The sequence below is a fragment of the Hymenobacter sp. YIM 151858-1 genome, from assembly GCF_025979705.1.
Classification (GTDB): domain Bacteria; phylum Bacteroidota; class Bacteroidia; order Cytophagales; family Hymenobacteraceae; genus Solirubrum.
The window spans coordinates 581,475-601,192 of sequence record NZ_CP110136.1 but is presented as its reverse complement, the minus strand read 5'-3'; the positions used below and the strand labels follow the sequence as shown (position 1 = coordinate 601,192).

Sequence of the window (19,718 nt, the reverse complement as noted above, 5' to 3'; positions counted from 1 at the left end):
CGGGGTTCTGCGCAATGGGATGCAGAAACGGTTACCAAATCAGGGAACAGGCCGCCGCTACCATAGCGCCCACCAGCGTGTTGAGACTGTTTACCACGTCGTTGGATAAGCGGCCGCGCCGCTCCAGGGTGGCGCCCAGCACCGAGTCGGTGAGGTTGCCGGTGGTGCCGGCCAGCAGCAGCCACCAGGCCCAGGGCCCCCACCCTTCGGCCAGGCAATAAACCAGCACGATTACGCCGCTGCCGGCCGCGCCGAGCAGCGTACCCTCGATACTAATCACGCCGTTTTCGCCGCGGGTGTCGGGGCGCAGGGTGAGGACGTTGACGTAGCGGCTGCCGTACACATTGCCCAGCTCGGAGGACAGCGTATCGGCGGTGGCCGAGGCGAAGGCGCCGGCCAGCATAAGGGTACCCAGGGGCGCAAACTCCGGAAGCGCCCAGCTAAGCAACCCGAGCACGCCCGCCACCCCGGCATTGGCCAGCACCTGCCCGGCGGTGCGCTGGCCGCGGTTTTCTTCGGCCAAACCCAGCCGGCGTTTGTCGGCCACGCGCCAGGCCGAAGCCGCGGTGCCAAGCCCGAAAAAAAGGGCCAGCAAGCTCAGCCCTAGGTAGCCGGTGCCCAAAAAGATGAGCAGGCCCAGCACCCCGCCCGCCCATACGCCCGCTGCCGTGAGCTTACGTGCCCGGTAGCTGTAGCCCATGCCCAGGCCAAGAAACACGAGTACGGGAACAAGCTCAGGCAAGGGTCTCATGGCCGGAAGATATAGCCGGGCGCGCGAAGTGAGGCCGCGCGGGCCCTAGGTACTGGCTCTGGTGCTTCGCTTAAGCCAGCTCACTGGGCCGGCAGTTGCCGCCGCGCCAAGGTGCTTGAGCCCAAAAACAACTCCGGGTAGCTGTGGCATCGGCCACCTGCCGCAGCTCGTGCCGGGGCAACGGCCCGTAAGCTAACACAGCACCAGCTCCGCAGCCCGTTGGTGCGCCGTTAATAACTTCTAATACGAACTTAATCCGCGGTTAATGTTGGCCTTACAGTTTTGCAGCATCCGTAAGGGGTGCTTACCCGGGCGCCGCCCGGTAGCAAGCCTTGGTTGGTTCCCGGAAACCAACCGGCCAAGGTCTTGCTAGGGGTTTGCTTCAGGAGCGAACTGCAAGCCCTGCCCCCTTCCGGTGGCCTAACGGCCGACCCGCAGGAAATGCTTTGTTGGGCATGGAAAACAACGAACGGCTTCCCTGTGCCTACCGCGAAACGAGGCAAACCCGTTTCGCCCCCAGACGAGCCCGGTAACTACGCCACGCGGCAGGTGCCGGGCTTTCCTGTGCCCGGCAAAGCTGCCGCATACGTTAGCATCAGGCCCCATTCTGCGCTGAAGCCGTGCCCGTTATCCGCGTGGGCCCTATGGCCCAGCCCGCAAAGCAAAAGCCCAGGGCAAAACCCTGGGCTTTTGGGTGGAGCTATGGATTGTGGACTAGCCGCTGCCAGCTGCGCGCAATTTTGGTGCCCAAAAGCCTTAGCCCGGTAGTGAAGCAGGTTTTAAGCTCGGGCGTCCGCGGAGTAGCGTTACGTTCGGCAGCCACCCTCGAAGAGGGCCTGACCGCATTGCCTGGCAGTCGGTACAAACATTCAATCAACATCAAATAAGATTTTGCTATGATATTATTATACTTAATCATACTTTAGAACACCTCTTCCACCAGGAGCACTAGCCGCATTGGGATTAGCACATACCCCGGTTGTACCGACACCCTACAGCCGGGCCACGCCTTACTATACCCTTTCGTTTCACCTTCCCATCCGTTTGTATGAAACAAGTAAAGCTATTGCTGGCCTGCGTTGCCGCTTCGTTTACCCTGCTCACGGGTTGCCAGAAAGAGGCTGATAGCACGGTTGCGCCGGTGGCAACCACGCAATCGGCACAGCTCTCGGCGGCGGCGACTATCGAGCGCGTTGAGCAGCTGCGGGCTACTTTGCCGGCCGGGGTCGAGGAAAAACTGCAGCAACGCTCGGCGCGGCTGCTGCAAACCGATCCGCAGTACCGCGATTTGGCCCAGCGCCTGCTGGCCGTTGAGCCCACCCCCTGCGACGACAGCACGCCCCTGAACCTGTGGCTCGACGGGCAGCTATCCGACTGGAACCGGCAGGTGATTAACTACGCCATCCGGTACGACATGCTGAACCTGCCCTCGTACTACGCCTTCGTGTTCGAGAACAGCTCGGCCAACCAAAGCTTTGGCCAGAACGGCGAGTACAGCCAGCGCCTCACCAAATCGTTTAAGGACCTGCGCCGTTTCTGGACGATTGAATCGGGCGAAATGGTGATGGTGGCCATGCACGGCAACGTGCTGCTCGACCAAACCAAAATTGCCAAAACCTACGAGGCGGCCTACGGCGTCAGCAAAACCACCGCCGCTACGCTGGCCCAGATTGTGGCCCTGCTCGCCGACCAGATACCGCAGTTCCGCGACGGCACCCACCCCATCTTTACCTTCAACGCGTTTGCCCTCGATGGCTTCGACTACCCGCCCTTCGCTACCATTCCGGATAAAATCGTGATGGGCGACGGCATCATGGAAGGCTACACGGCCATTGGCTTTGGCGACGTGGCCCCGCAAGCCATCCTGGCTCACGAGTTCGGCCACCAGATTCAGTTTGCGCTCAATTTGTTCGGCGATGTGGAAAGCCCCGAGGCAACCCGCCGCACCGAGCTGATGGCCGATGCCTACTCGGCTTACTACCTCTCGCACGCCCGCGGCGCCGCCATGCAGTGGAAGCGCGTACGCTTGTTCCTGGAGGTGTTCTTCAACATCGGCGACTGTGCCTTTACCAGCGACGGGCACCACGGCACGCCGGCGCAGCGCATGGCTGCCGCCGAGTGGGGCTACAGCCTGGCCAACAACGCCCAGAAGCAGGGCCACATCCTGAGCCCGCAGGAGTTTGCCAGGCTGTTCGACGCGCAACTGCCCCAGCTGGTGATGTAGCAACAACCTGGCTGCCAGCACGCAAAAAGGGCGAACCCAGCGGTTCGCCCTTTTTTGTGCGTGGCCCTAGGTGCCCGGGGCGTGCGGGGTTAGTAGCACTTCTGGCAGGCGCGCTTGCCCATTTCCTGCGCTGCCCCCACGGCCATGGCGCGCACCTCGTGCGTGCAGCGGTTCAGGCCCGGGCAATCGTCGGATGCGTGGTACGCCACCGACGATTTGCTGACGCACACATACACGGTTTGCGCTGTGGCGGCCGGGCGGGTTATGTAGGCTTGCCGTGCGGCCGGGGCGGGCGCCCCAGCCCACAGCAAACTGGCAAGCAGCAGAGCTTTGAACATGGACATAAGGTGGTGGTAGGCAGCGGTGCGGTACTGCCAACCTAGGGATTTGTCCTACTACCTACAAGTATTGCAATTCATCTATACTAAAAACCCGTACCAGCACGGAGCTGCCCGGCTTAGCGGCCCCCAGTGCACCTAGGGCCTGCGGCCGCGGCCCCCGCGGCGTAGCTCGCACGGCAAACCAACCCCACACCTTACCATAAAATTGCGTGGGCTTGCTACCTTGGCGGCGCAACTATCCCGCTGCCACCTAGGCCATGCTTTCAGCCGATAAACCCCACTATTACCACGAGGCCCTCGAGCTTCAGTCCGTGCCGGAGCCGGGCCCGGTGCTGGCCGCCCCCGCCGACGCGGCCCCGCACCCCGACCGGCTCAACCGGGCAATGATTAGCGGGGCCTGCAAGCTGCTGCCGCTGGTAACGTTGCTCAACTCGGTGCAGCGGCAATTGGCGCAGGAGTCGGTATTTCATATCCGGCGCAAAAACATGCAGGCCCACGTGGCCGAGGCCCTGGCCGAGTTGCGCACCGAGCGGCCGCGCCGGCAAGCGCTCAGCCAGGCCGTGCAAACGCTAACCGAGCTGGTGCAGGAGGAAATTCGCGACATCCACCGCGACGAGGTAAAGCAAGCCGCCAAGGAGGTTGCCCTGGCCACGCTCAAAAATGCCCCGGCGCTTATCAAAGCCGCGCAGCAGGCCCGCTTGCTGTCGTGAGCGGCGCTGGCACCTAGGCGCGTGGCTGCGCCTGGCTGGGCGGTAGCCGTACCGGGCGCGTTGGTAGCTGCGGCGCGGCAGCCAAGCCACAACCTTCTTTTTATCAATAGCTAGCATTGCATCGATGAAGCAATTTGTACTTACGCTCGGCTTGCTGCTGGCCGGTTGCGGCCTGGTTGCTGCGCAAGAAACCCCACCAACTACCGCAGCCGCGCCGCAGCGCGTTCGGGTCGATCAGAACTCCGTGGTGACCGATGCCGAAGGCCAGCGCCTGCCGTACCAGGTGTGGAGCGGCCTGGTAGCATCGGGTGAGTTTAAGCTGACGCCTGCGCCTAATTACTCGCCGGCCAACCCGGTGTTTGTGGTGCTGCCCCAAAGCCCCGAGGAGCGGGCGGCGCAGCTGGCCCGCATGCCCCCGCCCGCGGAAAGCCCGTTTTTCAAAACCGGCCAGGCCATGGCGCCATTTAAGGTGTGGGACATCAATGGCCGGAAGTACGACAGCAAGGAGCTGCTCGGCAAGGTGGTGGTGCTCAACTTCTGGTTTATCGGCTGCCCGCCCTGCCGCCGCGAAATACCCGACCTGAACCGCCTGGTGGAGCAAAACGCCCAGCGCCCGGACGTGGTGTTTCTGGCCGTGGCCCTCGACGAGAAATTCGCCATTCAGAAGTTTACCAAGGATAACCCGTTTGCCTACGCCCACATACCCGGCGCCCGGGCGCTGGCGCAGCGGTACGGCGTGCGGGCCTTCCCCACCAATGTGGTGCTCGATAAGGAAGGCAAAGTCGTGTTCCATGCCCTTTCTCACCCCAACATTGCCGGCTTCATGCAAAAGGCCATCGACGGGGTAAAGTAACCCCATCGGCCCCAGGCACTTGCTCCCGACCTAGGGCACTGCTGATAAGCGCCGGCAGTGCCCTGGGTGTTTATGCACCTTATTACTTGCGCTGCACCAGCTGCTTGATGCGCCCTACCCAGCGCGGCTCGGCCACTTCGTCTTCGAGCAGAAAGGCGTAGGGGTGCAGGGCCGGCACGTGGGCGCACACAATCCGGATTACGGCCAGGATGGGCTCAAACAGAATCATGCCCGGTATGCCCCACAGCAGCTCGCCGATTACGATGGCAATGATGGTGAAGATGGGGCTCAGGTTGAGCTGCGACCCCATTACCAGCGGCTCGATGATGTTGTTGTCGATTACCTGGGCGGCCACCAGCACGCCCGCCACCGGCAGCATTTGCCCCGAGGTGCCGCTCACCAGGGCCATGGTCAGCGGAAAAAACGCGCCCACAAAGGCCCCCACGTACGGTATGAGCGTGGGCAGCACCGCAATCAGGCTTAGCAGCAAGGCGTTTTTCAGCCCGACGATGGAAAAGCCCACACCGTAGAACACGGCCAGAAACAGCATCGACAGCAGCCGCCCCGAGAGGTACTGGCCGGCCACCTTGGTGATGTCGTCGAGCACCTGGCCTACTTCGGCACGGCGCTCGGCGGGGCCGAGCTGCAAAAAGAACTTCCGCAGTTTATCGCGGCCCCAAATCAGGAAAAACAAGTACAGCAACACCAGCACAAAGCCGCTCAGCAGCCCGCCGATGCCCTTGAGCGACATGGTAAGAAACTGGTTGGCCGATTGGGCCAGCCGGCTTACCTGCTCCTGCACAAACTTAATCTGCTGGGCCGGCGCTACCCCAAACTGCTGCTGAATCCAGTGCTGGGCCTGGGCCAGCAGCTGCTGCAGCTTTTGCTGAATTTGGGGCAACTGCTCCGAAATGTTGGCCGCCTGCACCCCGATGATGAAAATGCAGCCGCCCACAAACGCCAGCAACAGCAGCACGCACAGCAGCGCCGCCCCTACCCGCCCTAGGTGCCACCGCTCGAGCCGCCGCGCCACGGGGGCCAGCAGCATGGCCAGCACCGCCGCAAACACCAGCGGAATCAGAAATACCCGCCCGAAGTACAGCACCACCACGCTCAGCACAAAGAGCAGCAGCACCTCGTTGGAGCGGCGCAAGGAAAGGTTTTGCAGCGACATATGCGGGCAAAGTTATATATGCCTGCATACGGCGCCGCCCCTGCCCGCGGCTGTCGAGGTTGCGGCTAATTTCTGGACCTAGGGCAGCGGCCCCCCTCCCAAGCCTGGCGGCCCTATTGCTGTTGCTGCTGTTGCTGCTGTTGCTGCTCGAGGTGGTGGCGGTACGAGTTAACGGGGGCGTCCGCATCGCGCGCCTCCTGCGGGGCCAGGGGCAGCGCCAAGGCCTGTTTGGCCTGCTCGGGCTGGCTGCTCTCGATGTGTACCGCCACCGAAAGCTTGTGGCTGCCGCTGCCTTTGTAGGTGCCTTTCACGGGGGTGCAATCGGCAAAGCTGCGCCCGAGGGCAATGCGCACGTGCCCGTCGCTCACCAGGCAATTGTTCGTCGGATCGAGGCCCAGCCAGCCGTAAAACGGGATGTACGCCTCCACCCAGGCGTGGGTAGCCCCGGTGCCGCGCACGGTTTCGTCGCGGGGGCACACGTAGCCGCTTACGTAGCGGGCCGGTATCCCAAACAGGCGCAGCATGGCCAGCAGGATGTGGGCAAAATCCTGGCACACGCCGGCCTTCAGCCGCCATATTTCCTCGGCGGGGGTTTCCACGTTGGTTATGCCCTTCTGGTACAGAAAGTTATTGTACACGTACGCCGACAGCGCCTGCGCGTTTTGCAGCGGCGTGCTGGCGAAGCTTACCAACGGGCTGAGCGTGTTTTGGACCTCCTGGGCCGAGGGGAAATCCTCCGGCGCCATAAAATCGATGAACGCCGGGTTGGTTGCCAACGTGCGCAAGTGCTTCCACTGCTGCTCGGCCGGCACGTCGTCGGGGGGCAGCGCCACGGGCCGGGTCACCACCTGCTTTTCCGACTCGATGACGAGCACCGTGTGGGGCTGCAGCACCGTGAACACCCCCACCGTGTTGCCGAAGCAATCGGTGTAGGTGCCAATGGCCGTGGGCTGCCGCTCGCCCGAGTCGTGTACCACGGTCAGCTCGTGGCGCAGCACCTCCAGCCGCTCGTCCTCAATCGGGTACAGCATAATCTGGTTGGCACAATCGATAACCTCGGAGGCGTAGGTATAGCGCGTAATGTGCTTGATGTTGTAGGCGGGCATGGGTGCTACTGGCTTCTTCCAAAGAAATGTTTACCGAGGGCCACGGCTATGTCGAGCAGGGCTTTGCGCACCTCCAGCAAAAACGCGTTGAGCTGCTCGGGCCGGGCCGCCGCCACGCGGGTGTACTTTACCTGGCTGCTCAGCCGCCCGATCATAAACTCCAGCTCCTGGTGGCTTTTGGGCTGGCTATCGGTTTTCAGGCGCTCGAAATACCAGCTCAGCCGGTTGAGGCACGAGGTGAGCGAGTGCGTAAAGTGCGGGTTGTGCAGCACAAACTGCAGCACGCTTTCGGGGTTGAAGTTGCCGCGGTTGGTGCGCAGGTACAGCTCCTGCCCCGATACGGCCTGCGTAAGGTGGCGCAGCTCGGCCGCCTCGCCGTCGGGCTGGTTTTTTTCGGCGATGCCCAGCCAGCTGATGCGCAGGATGTCGGCCGTCTGGAACGCGCGCTCCAGCAGCTTGCCCATGCTCAGGTAGCCGTAGCTTTCGTCGCGGGGCATGGTGTTTTGCACCGCGCCAATGTATACCAGCCCGTTGCGCATCAAGGCATCGATGCCCGAGAGCGGGTCGCCCTGCCGGATCTGCAGCACGGCCTCGCCGCCGCGGGTAGCGTGGTAAAAGTCGTTGAGGCACTGCCACACCTCCTGGGTAATGTGGTCTTGCACGGCGCGGGCGTTTTCGCGGGCCTGCAGCACGTTGTTCAGCACCGAGCCCGGGTTGTTCTTGTCGAGCAGCAAGCGCTCCAGCACCCGGGGCGTGTCGCGCTCGATGGCGGCCAGCTCGGGGGCCGCGAGGTTGCCGTAGCTGTACAGCACCGGGCGCCAGCTGAAATCGGTGGGGTTGTCCTGCGAGGTTTGGTAATGAACCCGGATAACCTGCAACATGGCCTGGGTACGCTCCATGTAGCGGGCCATCCAGTAAAGGGTATCGGCAACGCGGCTTAGCATCGGTGAAATAGTGAATGAGTGGATGAGTGAATGAGTGCATGAGTGATTGCCGCAGAACGAGCATCACGCATCTACTCACTCACTCATTCGCCGTGGGCCCTAGCACCCAGGTATCTTTGCTGCCGCCGCCCTGCGAGGAGTTTACCACCAGCGAGCCTTCCTGCAAGGCTACGCGCGTAAGGCCGCCGGGCACAATATCGATGCCCGAAGGGCCGTAGAGCGCGAAAGGCCGCAAATCGACGCGGCGCGGCTGCAGCACCCCGTTGATGTAGCAGGGCGTGGAAGAAAGACTGATGATGGGCTGGGCAATGTAGCTGCGCGGATCGGCCCCGATGGCTTCCCGGAAGCTCTGCATCTGCTCTTCAGTGGCGCTGCTGCCGATGAGCATGCCGTACCCGCCCGACTCGTTGGTCTTTTTGATGACCATGCGCTCCATGCTGTCGAACACCAGCTGGCGGTGCTCGGGGTTGCTCATTTGGTACGTGGGCACGGTCTTCAGAATGGGCTCTTCGCCCAGGTAGTACCGGATCATCTGCGGCACGTAGGCGTACACGGCTTTGTCGTCGGCCACGCCATTGCCCATGGCGTTTACGATGGCCACGTTGCCTTTGCGGTAGGCGGCGTACAGGCCTGGCACGCCCAGCATGCTATCGGGCCGGAACACCAGGGGGTCGATAAACTCGTCGTCGACGCGGCGGTAAATCACATCTACCTGCTTGAGGCCGCGGGTGGTTTTCATGAACACGTGGTGGTTGTGCACCACCAGGTCGCCGCCCTCCACCAGCTCAATGCCCATCAGGCGGGCCAGCGTAGCGTGCTCGAAGTAGGCCGAGTTGTAGATGCCCGGCGAGAGCAGCACCACCGTTGGGTCGCTGGCGTGGCGGTTACCTAGGGCCAGCAGGTTGCGAAACAGCAGGTTGGGGTAGTTCTTGACGGGCTGCACGTTGTTTTTGGGCAGCAAATCGGGGAAGATGCGCGAGGTAATGCTGCGGTTTTCGAGCATGTACGACACCCCCGAGGGCGTGCGCAAGTTGTCTTCGAGCACGTAAAACTGGCCGTCGGCGTCGCGGATCAAGTCCACGCCCGCAATGTGGGTGTAGATGTCGTAGGGCACCTGCACATTCATCATCTCGCGCAAAAACTGCGGGCACGAGTAAATCAGCTGAGCCGGAATGAGGCCGTCCTTGATGATGAACTGGTCGTGGTAAATGTCCTTCAGAAAGATATTGAGCGCCCGCAGCCGCTGCTTGATGCCGGCCTCGATGTGCAGCCATTCCTGGTGCTGAATGATGCGCGGAATGATATCGAAGGGGAAAATCTTCTCGATGCCTTCGCCGCTGTTGTACACCGTAAACGTGATGCCCTGGCTCATGAAGAGCTTTTTGGCCAGCTCGTCTTTGCGCGTCATCTCGGTGCCGGGCAGGTTCTCGATGGCGGCCACGAATTTCTGGTACTCCGGACGAACCTGCTCCGTGTGAAACATTTCGTCCCAAACGTTGGGCTGCTCCTGGTAGGCTTGCAGCAGGGAGTTGTATTGCATAAGTAGGGGTAAGTAGCCAGCGCACGGCAACTGCCGCAGCCCAGCCCCCGCAGGGGCACCCGGGCTGGCACACCTCCGCTTACGACTGCGGTGCCGTTAAGTTGTATTTTATAAATAACCGGCTGTTGATTTAATGCTGACCAGCAAGCCCGGGCAAGCACGTATCGGCTCGTAGCAGGTTGCTTATTTGGTGGTTAGGCGCTGCTATAAGCTCGCCTGAAAACCCTACCCAATTACTCAAAAACCCCTATCCGCTTGCGCAGGTGCCTAAGCCGACGTTAGGTACGCAGGTGGTTATGTACTTACGGGCGGTCATTTATACCTAGGGCATGTTATGTAATTTTCCTTATACACCCTAGGTATTTGCCACGCTCGCGAACGAGGGCAGCAGAGCGCTCCAACCCAAGCCCGCGGTGCCCCGTTGTAATCAGCCCACGGGGGCCGGCCGCGGCAAACGGCACCGGCCCTGCTAACCATCTCAGCGCATGAAGCTTTTCAAATGCACGCACTGCGGGCAAGTGGTATACTTCGAGAACGATAAGTGCGAGCAGTGCCACAACCCGCTGGGTTTTGTGCTGGAGCAGCAGCAAGTAGTGGCCCTGTATCCGCAACCCCACCAGCAATTTAAGCAGTGCGGCCAGCCCGAGGGCACCAATTATAAGTACTGCGCCAACCACGCCCACGACGTATGCAACTGGTTGTTGCCGGCCGCAAGCCCCGATGCGCTGTGCAAAGCCTGCTCGCTCAACCAAACCATACCCAAGCTCGACGAGCCCGAGCACCTGGAGCGTTGGCGCACCCTCGAACGGGCTAAGCACCGCCTGGTTTACAGCTTGTTGCAGTTGCAACTGCCGGTGGTCAGCAAAACCGACAACGCCGATACCGGACTGGCGTTCGATTTTCTCTCGGACGCGCAAAAGCCCAAAGGCGAAAAGGTAATGACCGGGCACGACAACGGCCTGATTACCATTAACATTGCCGAGGCCGACGACGTGGAGCGCGAAATGGCCCGCCGCAACATGGACGAGGTGTACCGCACCGTGCTGGGCCACTTTCGGCACGAGGTGGGCCATTATTACTTCGACCGCCTCATCGACAACACGCCCAACCTGGAGCCCTTCCGGAAGCTGTTCGGCGACGAGCGCGCCGATTACGGCGCCAGCCTGAAAACACACTACGACCAGGGCCCGCCCGCCAACTGGCAGCAGGAGTTCATCAGCGCGTACGCCACCACGCACCCCTGGGAAGACTGGGCCGAAACCTGGGCCCATTACCTGCACATCATCGACACGCTGCAAACCGCCTCGGCCTTTGGCCTACGGGTGCGGCCGCAGGTAGCCGAAGCCGACGATAACCTTACCGCCGAAATCACCCACGACCCCTACACCGAGGCTAGCTTCGACCGAATTATGGAGCAATGGCTACCGCTTACGCTGGCCCTCAACAGCCTCAACCGCAGCATGGGCCTGCCCGATTCGTACCCCTTTGTGATTCCGCCGAAGGTGGTTGAAAAGCTGACTTTTATTCACGGAGTTTGCCGCTCGGCCGCAGGCAAAGCGCGCTAAGCGGCTTTCGGCTGGTAGCAGCCCCGCCCCCGCCCTAGGTGAAAACTGCAGCCGCCGCGCCGGGAGCCTGCCGCTGCCTGCTGCGGGTAGCACCTGCGCCATACACTGTACCAATCGGCACTGCCCATGAACTGGCACGACCTGCGCTACCTCGCCACCGGCAACCCGCGCCAGCAGCAAGCCCACGCGGTGGTGCGGCAACTGGGCTTGTGGCAGTTGCTGGCGGCCTACGGGCCCGTGATGGCCGGCACCGTGCCGCTGGGCCTCGACACACCCGCCAGCGACCTGGATATTATTTGCGAAGTACCCCAACCCGGGCAGCCGCAGTTCGTGGCCTTGCTTCAGCAAACCTATGCCCACCACCACCACTACCGCCTGAAGCACAAGCTGGTGCGCGGGGTGCCTTCGGTGGTTTGCGGGTTTTGGTACGGTGGGTTTGCCGTTGAGGTGTTTGGCCAGGGGCTGCCCGTGCGGCAGCAGCACGCCTACCGTCACCTGGTGATAGAGCATGCGGTGCTGCAGGCCGGCGGCCCGGCCTGGCACGCAGCCGTGCACCACCTGAAGCAGCAGGGCCTGAAAACCGAACCGGCCTTTGCCCACCTGCTGCAGCTGCCCGGCGACCCATACGAGGCCCTGCTGACGCTGGAAGGCATGCCCACCGCCCAGCTGGCGGCTTATCTGGCTTCGCTGCACCTAGGGCAATAGCTCGCAACCCCGAGCCGCACCGCCGAGCTGCTGCCGCAATAATGCTATTGCATCGTAGTGGCAAACTGCCGGTAGCAAACGCTCGTGCCTGATGGCTTCGCAGGCCCATTCGGCACCTGGCAAAGCCTGCGGCCAACGCGCTGCGGTTAAATATTTTAACCACAAAACACAACTGCCGCGCACCCGTTTAAAGATTATTCCAACCACCTACGCTGCATTCTATGCCAACACCTCTGCGCATTACCTTCATAGGCTTGCTAAGTACAATTCTGTCCTTCAGCAGCTTCGCCCAGCAAGGCGGCCAGTTTCTGGGTTTCACCAGCAGCAAGTCGTCGAAAGTATCGGTGCCGTTGCTGGTGCCCAACGGCGCCCTTAGCCTCGAGGCGTGGGTGTACTACACCGGCGCGAGTTTCGCCACGGGCAAAGGCCACCACACCATTATGGAGTTCGGCGACGACACGCCCTGGTTTGGCGTGAACGCGCTGGGCCAGCTGGAGCTGTTCAACGTGGCCGCCGGGGGCGCGGTGCCCCTGCGCACCTGGACGCACGTGGCCTACACCTGGGACGGCGCCAACGGCGCCCTGTTCGTAAACGGCACCCAGGTAGCCACCTCCACCAAAGCCCCCTGGACGTTGCCCACCGCCAACAACCTGGGCATCGGCTACAACACCGACGACATGGGTTGGGAAGGGTTTATCGACGAGGTGATGGTGTGGAAGGACGACCGCAGCGAAGAAATCCTGCTCGATATGCAAAGCGGCGTGGCCGTGCCCCCGGCCGATTTGCTGGCCTATTTTAAGTTTGAAAACGTGACGGGCCAAACCGTGGCCAACCAAGTGCCGGGCGGCCCGGCCGGCACCCTAGGTTCGACCAACGCCGTGGAGGCCAACGACCCCGTGCCGACCACCTCGGTGGTAACCAGCACGCGCCGCAACGCCGCCACCTGGGCGCAGCTGCAAGGCGCTTACCCCAACCCCGTGGCCGCCGAGGGCGCCGTGCTGCCGTTTGTGCTTACCCGCAGTGCCCACGTGCGGCTGGCCGTGCTCGATATGGCCGGCCGCGAGGTAGCCGTACTGCTCGATGCCCCCCGCCCCGCCGGCAACTACGCGCTGCGCTTTAGCCCCGCGGGCCTGGCTGCAGGCATGTACGTGTGCCAGCTTAGCCTCGATGGGCAGCGCCTGACCCAGCCATTGCTGGTGCAGTAGCGGGGCGGCCCGGGGCTTGGGGTAAATGCAGTGCCGCTTGCGCCCGGCGCAACCAAACCACCGCCGGGCGCCTACCTTTGCGGCCTCATTCCGATGCTATGACCCTTACCTGGAGCACCAAGCCCTTTGCCGAGCTGGCATTAGCCGAATTGTATGCCCTGCTGCAGCTGCGCAGCGAGGTATTTGTGGTGGAGCAAACCTGCGCTTTTCAGGACATTGATGGACTGGATCAGCAGGCGTTACACTTGCTGGGCTACTCCCCGGCCGGCGAGCTGGCGGCCTATGCCCGTTTGTTCGAGGCCGGGCGCTCCTACGAGCAAGCCAGCATTGGGCGCGTGGTCGTCAGCCCGAAGTACCGCCGCTACGGCCTGGGCCGCGAGCTGATGCGCCAGGCCATTGCCCAATGCGAGGCGCTGTTTGGTGCGCAACCCATCAAAATCGGGGCGCAGTACTACTTGCGGGCCTTCTACAGCAGCTTTGGCTTCGAGCAGCTCGACGATATTTACCTCGAAGACGGCATCGAACACATTCATATGCTGCGGCCCTAGGTGCCTGCCGAAGCAGCTGACCCGAAACCCGACGCCCCGCGGCCTGCAATTGCAGGCCGCGGGGCGTCGGGTTTCGGGGTAGTCTGGAAGTACCGACCAGCTGAAAATTCCAGCTACATCGGTTTATAGTTAAATTTTATGTTTATATTATCATAATATCCCACGCTAACCGACCTGTGCCATGCATCATACCTTTATCGTAGAGCGCTACCGGTTGCGCCACCACGAACATGCCGACCGCACGTTGCCAGCCTGGGTTAGCATTGCTACCGTGGGTGCGGGCATGCTTATTCCGCTGATTGCCCTCCTGCTGGAAGCCTGGCAACGGATGTAGCCAGTATCGGCGGCTTGGCGAGGAGAAAGTTAGGCGGCCTGGCTTAGCGCGGTGCGCTGCGGCGCGGGCGCCGTGGTGCGGATGCGCTTCAGGGCCTTGTGCACCGTGAGGGTGCAAATACGGTCGGTATGGCCGAGCTCAACAATGCGCTGCGCGAGCAAAGCCAGCGTCCAGCGCTTGCCTTTGGCGGGGCCTTGCCCCTGCGTAAGCTTGCGCAGCAACAACTCCAGCTCGGGCGTGAGCTTGTTGGGGGCGCCGCAGCGCGGCACCTCGTGCAGGTAGCCCCGGAAGCCCTGCTGCGTAAAGGCCCGGCGCATGCTGTACACGCGGTCGATGCTCAGGCCCAGTGTTTCGGCCGACTCCTGGGCCGAGTGGTTGGCCAACCAATGCTGCAGCACCAAGGCGCGGTTGCGCTGCTGCTTGGAAAGCGTTTCGGAGCTGACAAAATCGGCTAGGTATGCCTGTTGCTTGCGGGTAAGCTGTAAGGTGTAACGCTGACGGCCCATTGGTAACAGTGACTAAAGGCTAACGATGTGTTTTGGGTGGGAAAGACACAAGGGTCGGTAGGTGCGGGCACCACCCGAACGAGGCATTTGCGGCCCATACCTCGGGCGGGAGCGGTAGCTCACTTGCCAAATGTATGCGACTTAATTATTCTGTGCAAACGTTTGCATAAAACATCTGCCAGCTTCTTCGCGCCAAGTGCTTTCGCCAGGGGCGCCATTGTTCTGTAACACAGCCCGAACCCAGGTGCCGGTAATACTTGTTGTTACTTGCAAGTCTGGCTCCGGCGAAGCCATGCCGCATCAGTGCCCGTTTTCGCCGAACTTGCGGGCTCATTTCTTATTTAGCACTCCCCAGTGGCTACTCGTCGCGCTTCCATCTCTGACCTCGCCAAGCAGCTCAACCTGTCGGTTTCCACCATCTCGCGGGTGCTAAACAACCACCCCGCCATCAGCGACGCTACCAAAAAGCGGGTGTGGGAACTGGCCAAGCAGCTCAACTACCAGCCCAACCACCTGGCCGCGGCTTTGCGCAAGGGCCGCAGCAATACCCTAGGTGTGGTGGTGCCGCACATCGATGGGCACTTCTTCGCCCTGGTGCTTAAGGGCATCGAAACCATTGCCAACCTGGCCGGCTTCAACGTGATGATCTGCCAGTCGAACGAAAACGAGGCCCACGAAAAAAAGAACCTTGCCACGCTGCTCAACGCGCAGGTAGATGGTATTCTGGTATCGGTGTCGCTGACCACGCGCGACTTCAGCCACTTCGACGAGGTGCGCCGGCGCAATATTCCGCTGGTGTTTTTCGACCGCGTGGTGGAAACGCCCGAGGCCAGCGCCGTGGTGCTCGACGATTACCAGGGCGCCTACCAGGCCGTATCGCACCTGATTGAGCAGGGCTGCACGCACATTGCGCACCTGGGCGGCCCGCAGCACGTGAACATTTGCCAGAACCGCTACCGCGGCTACCAGGCAGCCCTGCAGGCCCACGGCATTGCCTACAACGAGGCGCTGGTGCACTTCTCGAACCTCTCGATGCAGGACGGCCACGACGGCATGGAGCAGCTGCTGCAACAGGCGCCGCAGCTCGATGCCGTGTTTGCGGCCAATGATTTGTCGTTGGTGGGGGCCATGCAGGTGCTAAAGCAGCACGGCCTGCGCGTGCCCAACAACGTGGCGCTGGCGGGCTTCAGCAACGAGCTGTTTTCGTCGCTTACCGAGCCGCAGCTCACGTCGGTCGATCAGCGCTGCGAGGAAATGGGCCGCACGGCGGTGCACCTGCTGCTGGAGCTGATGGCCCAAAACGAAAACGATGAGAAGCCGACGGGCCGGCAGATTACGCTGCAGCCCGAGCTTCTCATCCGCGAGTCGTCGGAGCGGGTGCCGGCGGCCTAGGTGGCCGCCGGCGCGCTACCGCCGGGGGGTTAGTTCAGAAAAACTTCGGCCACCACGGCAAAGCGGTGGGGCGCAAAGGCATTGTAGTAAGGCGCTTCGGCCTGAAAACCAAGCACGTGCACCAGCTCCATGCCTTCGAGCTTGCTGGTAACCAGGCGCACGGGGTACACCTTGCCTTCTTCCGGCCAGTCGCCCACGTGGTTGCCGGGGCGGTTGTCGGCGTCGATGCAAATGGCGTAGTGCAAAACAGGCTCCAGCTGCGTGGCTTCGGCCAGGGAGAGGTTGGCTACTTCGTAAGACATATCGGCAAGATAAGCCTTCTGCCGAAAGATAGGTTCCCCTGCCCGGCCGCGCCCGGTACTGCGCAGCAGCTGAGCCTGTTTCGTTGGGGCGGCCGGGTTAAGCGGGCCGCGCCAAGCCCGAAAAGCGGCCCGCGGCGCATAACCCCAAAGCCGCGGCCGGGGTTAAATACCAGCACCTACCCCCTGCCGCATGGCCGCCAACCCTTGCCCCTGGGCCGACCTCAATCCGCAAATGCGCGCGTTCCACGACCACGAATGGGGCGAACCCGTGGCCGATGCCGGCATCCTGTTCGAGTACCTCGTGCTCCACTCCTTCCAGATCGGCTTCGATTTTCCGGTGGTGCTGAAGCGGCGCGAGGCGTTCCGGGAGCTGCTGGCCAATTTCGAGCCCGAGCGCCTGGCCCGCTTCGGGCCCGACGACGTGGAGGAGCTGCTGCACAACCCGCGCATTTTGCGCAACCGCCGCAAGCTGGAGGCCACCGTGCAAAACGCCCGGGCCTGGCTGCAACTGCGCCAGGAGCTCGGCGGCGACCTAGGGCTGCTGCGGTTTTTCTATGGGTTTGTAGGCGGGCAGCCGCTCGATAACCAGCGCACCGCCGCCAACCCGCCCCCGCTCTCAACGCCCGCCAGCGAAGCCCTGAGCAAAGAGCTGAAGCGCCGCGGCTTTATGATGACCGGCCCCGCCACGTGCTACAACCTGATGCAAACTGCCGGCCTGGTAAACGACCACCTGCTGAGCTGCCCACGCCATGCCGAGTGCCGGCAGTTGGCTGCCACCTTTGGTTTAGCCCCAGGCACCTAGGGCTTGCGCCCCGGGCGGCGTGCGGTGCTAGTTGGTGGCCGGCCGTGTGGTAAGTATTTGTAGATTAAGCTGTCGGCCCAGCCCAAAATGCTGGCTTTGCCGCACCCAAACTACCTGCCGCCATGCTCGATTTAGTGATTGATGCCCGCCCGGCCGCTATCAGTGCCGGGTTCAACGTGCGCCGGATTCTGCCCTTTCGGATGCGCCGTATGGTGGGGCCGTTTATTTTTATGGACCACGCGGGGCCCGTGAACCTGGCCCCTGAGCAGCTGCCCAACCTCGATGTGCTGCCGCACCCGCACATCGGCCTTTCGACGGTGAGCTACCTGTTTGGCGGGCAGGTTACGCACCGCGACAGCCTGGGCGTGGAGCAAATCATCAGGCCCGGCGAGGTAAACTGGATGACGGCCGGCAGCGGCATTGCGCACTCCGAGCGGTTTGAAGACCCGGCGGCGCTGGCTGGCGGAAACCTCGAAATGATTCAAACGTGGGTAGCCCTGCCCGCTGCCGACGAGGAAACCGCGCCCTCCTTCGTGAACTACCAGCCCCACGAGCTGCCCGTGTTTACGGATACGGGCGTGTGGATGCGCCTGATTGCCGGCCACGCCTACGGCCTGCACAACGCGGTGCGCACGCACTCGCCGTTGTTTTACCTGCACGTGGTGCTGCAGCCCGGCGCCCGGTTTGGCCTGCCGCAAGGCCACGCCGAGCGCGGCGCCTACGTGGCCAAAGGCAGCCTGGAGGTAAGCGGCCGCACCTACACGGCGGGCCAGCTGCTGGTGTTTTCGGCGGGCCAGGACCCCGTGGTGCGCGCCCGCGAAGCCAGCACCCTGATGCTGCTGGGCGGCGAACACCTAGGCGAGCGGTTTATCTGGTGGAACTTCGTGTCGTCGAGGCGCGAGCGGATTGAGCAGGCCAAGGCCGACTGGCAGGCCGGCCGCATTGCCCTGCCGCCCACCGACAACCACGCGTTTATCCCGCTGCCGCACGACGGCAGCAAGCCCGCCGGCACCGCCGCTCCCGAGCCGTTGTCGTGAGTCCTAGGTGCCGGCCGCCGTTTCGGGCCGCGGCACCTAGGGCGGCGCTTGGTGCGCGGCACTGGCCGGGGCGGCCCCGAGCCAGCGCGGCATTTAGTCGGCGGCCTGGGTTTCGGCTTCTTCCAGCTGCTGCTCGTGCTCCTCGGCGGTGGGGCGGCCGTGCCGGCGGTCGAGCCAGTTCATCACGGGCGTGGCCAGCACCCCGTGCAGGGTTATCGAAAGCAACATACTGAAACCCAAAATGGCCCACAGCTCCTCGGCGTGGTCGAACTGGCCTTTCTCCAGGCCAAAGCTCAGGTAGAAAACCGAGCCGATGCCGCGGATGCCGAAGAAGGCAATAACCCACCGCTCGGCCCGGTTTACCTGCTTATCGCCGAGCAGCGTGAGGTAGCCCGCCAACGGCCTGATTACCAACACCAGCAGCACCCCCACGGCCGCGCCCGGCCAGGTTAGCGGTTTCAGCAGGCCGCTGGCCAGGCTGCCGCCGAACAACACCAGAATAATCACGATCAGCACGCGCTCCATCTGGTCGGTGAAGGCGTGCATCTGGCGGTGGTACTCGTGCTTCCGCTCGCGGCTGCGCACCGTAATGGCCGCCACAAACACAGCCAGGAAACCGTAGCCGTGCAGCAGCTCTGTAAGGCCGTAGCTGGTAAGCGTAATAGCCAGAGCCACAAAGCCGTAACCGCTGGGCTTGATGCTGATTTGCTTAGGCAGGTTGAAGATCAGGTACGACAGCAGCTTGCCCGACAGCCACCCCACCCCAATGCCCGCCGCCGTGCGGTACAGCACATCGTACCAGGCCCACTGCAGCACCCGCTCGGAAAGCGGCTCGGCCGCGGGCAGCAGGGCAATGGCCAGGTACACGAACGGGAAGGCCAGGCCGTCGTTCAGGCCGGCCTCGCCGGTCAGGGAAAACCGCACGTTGTCTTCGCGGCCTTCGCCGGGGTCGCCCACCTGCACGTCGCCGGCCAGCACGGGGTCGGTGGGCGCCAGGGCTGCGGCCAGCAGCAGCGCCGAGGCCACGCTCAGGCCCGCCACGCCCCAGGCCACGGCCGTAAGCCCCCCGATGCTCAAAATCATCAGCACCAACACCAGCAGCAAGGGCGTGCGCCACGTTCGGACGGAAAAAGGCCGGTCGATTTTGAGCCCGGTGCCCGTAAGGGCCACAATCACGCAGATTTCGGACAAGTGCGTTACCAGCGGCTTGTGCAGCAGCGGCTCGGCCGCGGGCCAATCGAGGGGCAGCAAATACACGCCCAGCCCGAAGGCGATGAACAGCACGGGATACGAAAGCGGATACTTGGCGAGCAACGAAGGCAGCCAGGAAACCCCCAGAATGGCTATGCCCAGCACAGCCAGCAAAACAGGATAAAGCGACATCGACGGCGGTGTGGTTTTGCTGCCCGTAAGCAGCAGTGCGACGCGCTTACCTACGTACTTTCGGGCGAAGCGGCCAACCGGCCCAGGGTTTAGTCAAGAGCTTTTGTAGCGCGGAAATCCGTTCCACGACGCGCCTTGAGCGCGTATGCAATAAAGCGCAGAACCACATACGCGCCTGCAGCGCGTCGCGGAACGGATTTCCGCGCTACATATTCTTCTGCGCCTAGGTGGTATGCTGGCTTGCGGCTGATGGCAGCCATTCCTGGCCCTAGGTGCCTGGCGCCGTGGAGCAGCGC

20 protein-coding genes are annotated in these 19,718 nt (G+C 62.7%); 11 read left to right on the top strand and 9 right to left on the bottom strand.

Annotation, left to right across the window (positions count from 1 at the left end):
• Positions 1–31: 31 nt before the first annotated feature.
• On the bottom strand, positions 32–751 hold the full coding sequence (locus tag OIS50_RS02520; RefSeq protein ID WP_264692756.1) for a DUF92 domain-containing protein: 720 nt from the start codon (positions 749–751) through the stop codon (positions 32–34).
• Positions 752–1,799: 1,048 nt separating this feature from the next.
• Between OIS50_RS02520 and OIS50_RS02515 the strand changes: the two genes are divergently transcribed.
• Positions 1,800–2,975, top strand: a complete 1,176-nt coding sequence (locus OIS50_RS02515) for a neutral zinc metallopeptidase (RefSeq protein WP_264692755.1) — start codon at positions 1,800–1,802, stop codon at positions 2,973–2,975.
• Between the two features lie 89 nt (positions 2,976–3,064).
• On the opposite strand, the gene OIS50_RS02510 is transcribed toward OIS50_RS02515, so the two are convergent.
• Positions 3,065–3,319, bottom strand: coding sequence for a hypothetical protein (locus OIS50_RS02510; RefSeq protein ID WP_264692754.1), 255 nt, complete (start codon positions 3,317–3,319; stop codon positions 3,065–3,067).
• 254 nt (positions 3,320–3,573) lie between these two features.
• Between OIS50_RS02510 and OIS50_RS02505 the strand changes: the two genes are divergently transcribed.
• Both OIS50_RS02505 and OIS50_RS02500 read left to right on the top strand, forming a co-directional pair.
• Entirely contained in the window at positions 3,574–4,026 is a 453-nt protein-coding gene (locus tag OIS50_RS02505; protein WP_264692753.1) for a hypothetical protein, read from the top strand.
• 124 nt (positions 4,027–4,150) lie between these two features.
• Positions 4,151–4,879 (top strand): TlpA family protein disulfide reductase, encoded by a 729-nt coding sequence (locus OIS50_RS02500; RefSeq protein ID WP_264692752.1) that lies wholly within the window; start codon positions 4,151–4,153, stop codon positions 4,877–4,879.
• Positions 4,880–4,961: 82 nt separating this feature from the next.
• Here the strand turns inward: OIS50_RS02500 and OIS50_RS02495 are convergent, their stop codons facing one another.
• From OIS50_RS02495 to OIS50_RS02480, 4 genes are all read right to left on the bottom strand, one after another.
• A complete protein-coding gene (locus OIS50_RS02495; RefSeq protein ID WP_264692751.1) occupies positions 4,962–6,053 on the bottom strand; it encodes an AI-2E family transporter in 1,092 nt (363 codons plus the stop codon).
• 113 nt (positions 6,054–6,166) lie between these two features.
• Positions 6,167–7,159, bottom strand: coding sequence for a transglutaminase family protein (locus tag OIS50_RS02490; RefSeq protein WP_264692750.1), 993 nt, complete (start codon positions 7,157–7,159; stop codon positions 6,167–6,169).
• Positions 7,160–7,164: 5 nt separating this feature from the next.
• Positions 7,165–8,103, bottom strand: coding sequence for an alpha-E domain-containing protein (locus OIS50_RS02485; protein WP_264692749.1), 939 nt, complete (start codon positions 8,101–8,103; stop codon positions 7,165–7,167).
• A 79-nt stretch (positions 8,104–8,182) separates the two neighbouring features.
• The gene (locus OIS50_RS02480) at positions 8,183–9,643 is read right to left on the bottom strand and encodes a circularly permuted type 2 ATP-grasp protein (RefSeq protein ID WP_264692748.1); all 1,461 of its coding nucleotides are present in this window, start codon (positions 9,641–9,643) and stop codon (positions 8,183–8,185) included.
• Positions 9,644–10,128: 485 nt separating this feature from the next.
• On the opposite strand from OIS50_RS02480, the gene OIS50_RS02475 reads away from it, so the two are divergent.
• The 5 genes from OIS50_RS02475 to OIS50_RS02455 all read left to right on the top strand — a co-directional run bounded on the left by OIS50_RS02475 (position 10,129) and on the right by OIS50_RS02455 (position 14,000).
• A complete protein-coding gene (locus tag OIS50_RS02475) occupies positions 10,129–11,208 on the top strand; it encodes a zinc-binding metallopeptidase family protein (RefSeq protein WP_264692747.1) in 1,080 nt (359 codons plus the stop codon).
• 126 nt (positions 11,209–11,334) lie between these two features.
• Positions 11,335–11,913, top strand: coding sequence for a DUF4269 domain-containing protein (locus OIS50_RS02470; RefSeq protein WP_264692746.1), 579 nt, complete (start codon positions 11,335–11,337; stop codon positions 11,911–11,913).
• Between the two features lie 221 nt (positions 11,914–12,134).
• A complete protein-coding gene (locus tag OIS50_RS02465) occupies positions 12,135–13,118 on the top strand; it encodes a LamG-like jellyroll fold domain-containing protein (protein WP_264692745.1) in 984 nt (327 codons plus the stop codon).
• A 98-nt stretch (positions 13,119–13,216) separates the two neighbouring features.
• Entirely contained in the window at positions 13,217–13,666 is a 450-nt protein-coding gene (locus OIS50_RS02460; RefSeq protein WP_264692744.1) for a GNAT family N-acetyltransferase, read from the top strand.
• 181 nt (positions 13,667–13,847) lie between these two features.
• Positions 13,848–14,000, top strand: coding sequence for a hypothetical protein (locus OIS50_RS02455; protein WP_264692743.1), 153 nt, complete (start codon positions 13,848–13,850; stop codon positions 13,998–14,000).
• 29 nt (positions 14,001–14,029) lie between these two features.
• Here the strand turns inward: OIS50_RS02455 and OIS50_RS02450 are convergent, their stop codons facing one another.
• Positions 14,030–14,506 carry a helix-turn-helix domain-containing protein gene (locus OIS50_RS02450; RefSeq protein ID WP_264692742.1) on the bottom strand — a complete coding sequence of 159 codons (477 nt, stop codon included), beginning with the start codon at positions 14,504–14,506 and terminating at the stop codon, positions 14,030–14,032.
• A gap of 354 nt (positions 14,507–14,860) precedes the next feature.
• Between OIS50_RS02450 and OIS50_RS02445 the strand changes: the two genes are divergently transcribed.
• Positions 14,861–15,898: a LacI family DNA-binding transcriptional regulator gene (locus OIS50_RS02445; RefSeq protein WP_264692741.1), complete on the top strand. Its 1,038-nt coding sequence runs from the start codon at positions 14,861–14,863 to the stop codon at positions 15,896–15,898.
• Positions 15,899–15,927: 29 nt separating this feature from the next.
• Here the strand turns inward: OIS50_RS02445 and OIS50_RS02440 are convergent, their stop codons facing one another.
• The gene (locus tag OIS50_RS02440; RefSeq protein WP_264692740.1) at positions 15,928–16,200 is read right to left on the bottom strand and encodes a hypothetical protein; all 273 of its coding nucleotides are present in this window, start codon (positions 16,198–16,200) and stop codon (positions 15,928–15,930) included.
• A gap of 190 nt (positions 16,201–16,390) precedes the next feature.
• Here OIS50_RS02440 and OIS50_RS02435 point away from each other — a divergent pair, with 190 nt between their 5' ends.
• Together OIS50_RS02435 and OIS50_RS02430 are read left to right on the top strand one after the other, a co-directional pair.
• Positions 16,391–17,002, top strand: coding sequence for a DNA-3-methyladenine glycosylase I (locus tag OIS50_RS02435; RefSeq protein ID WP_264692739.1), 612 nt, complete (start codon positions 16,391–16,393; stop codon positions 17,000–17,002).
• Between the two features lie 122 nt (positions 17,003–17,124).
• On the top strand, positions 17,125–18,039 hold the full coding sequence (locus OIS50_RS02430) for a pirin family protein (RefSeq protein ID WP_264692738.1): 915 nt from the start codon (positions 17,125–17,127) through the stop codon (positions 18,037–18,039).
• A 93-nt stretch (positions 18,040–18,132) separates the two neighbouring features.
• Here OIS50_RS02430 and OIS50_RS02425 read toward each other — a convergent pair whose 3' ends face one another.
• The gene (locus OIS50_RS02425; protein WP_264692737.1) at positions 18,133–19,422 is read right to left on the bottom strand and encodes a cation:proton antiporter; all 1,290 of its coding nucleotides are present in this window, start codon (positions 19,420–19,422) and stop codon (positions 18,133–18,135) included.
• Positions 19,423–19,718: the final 296 nt, after the last annotated feature.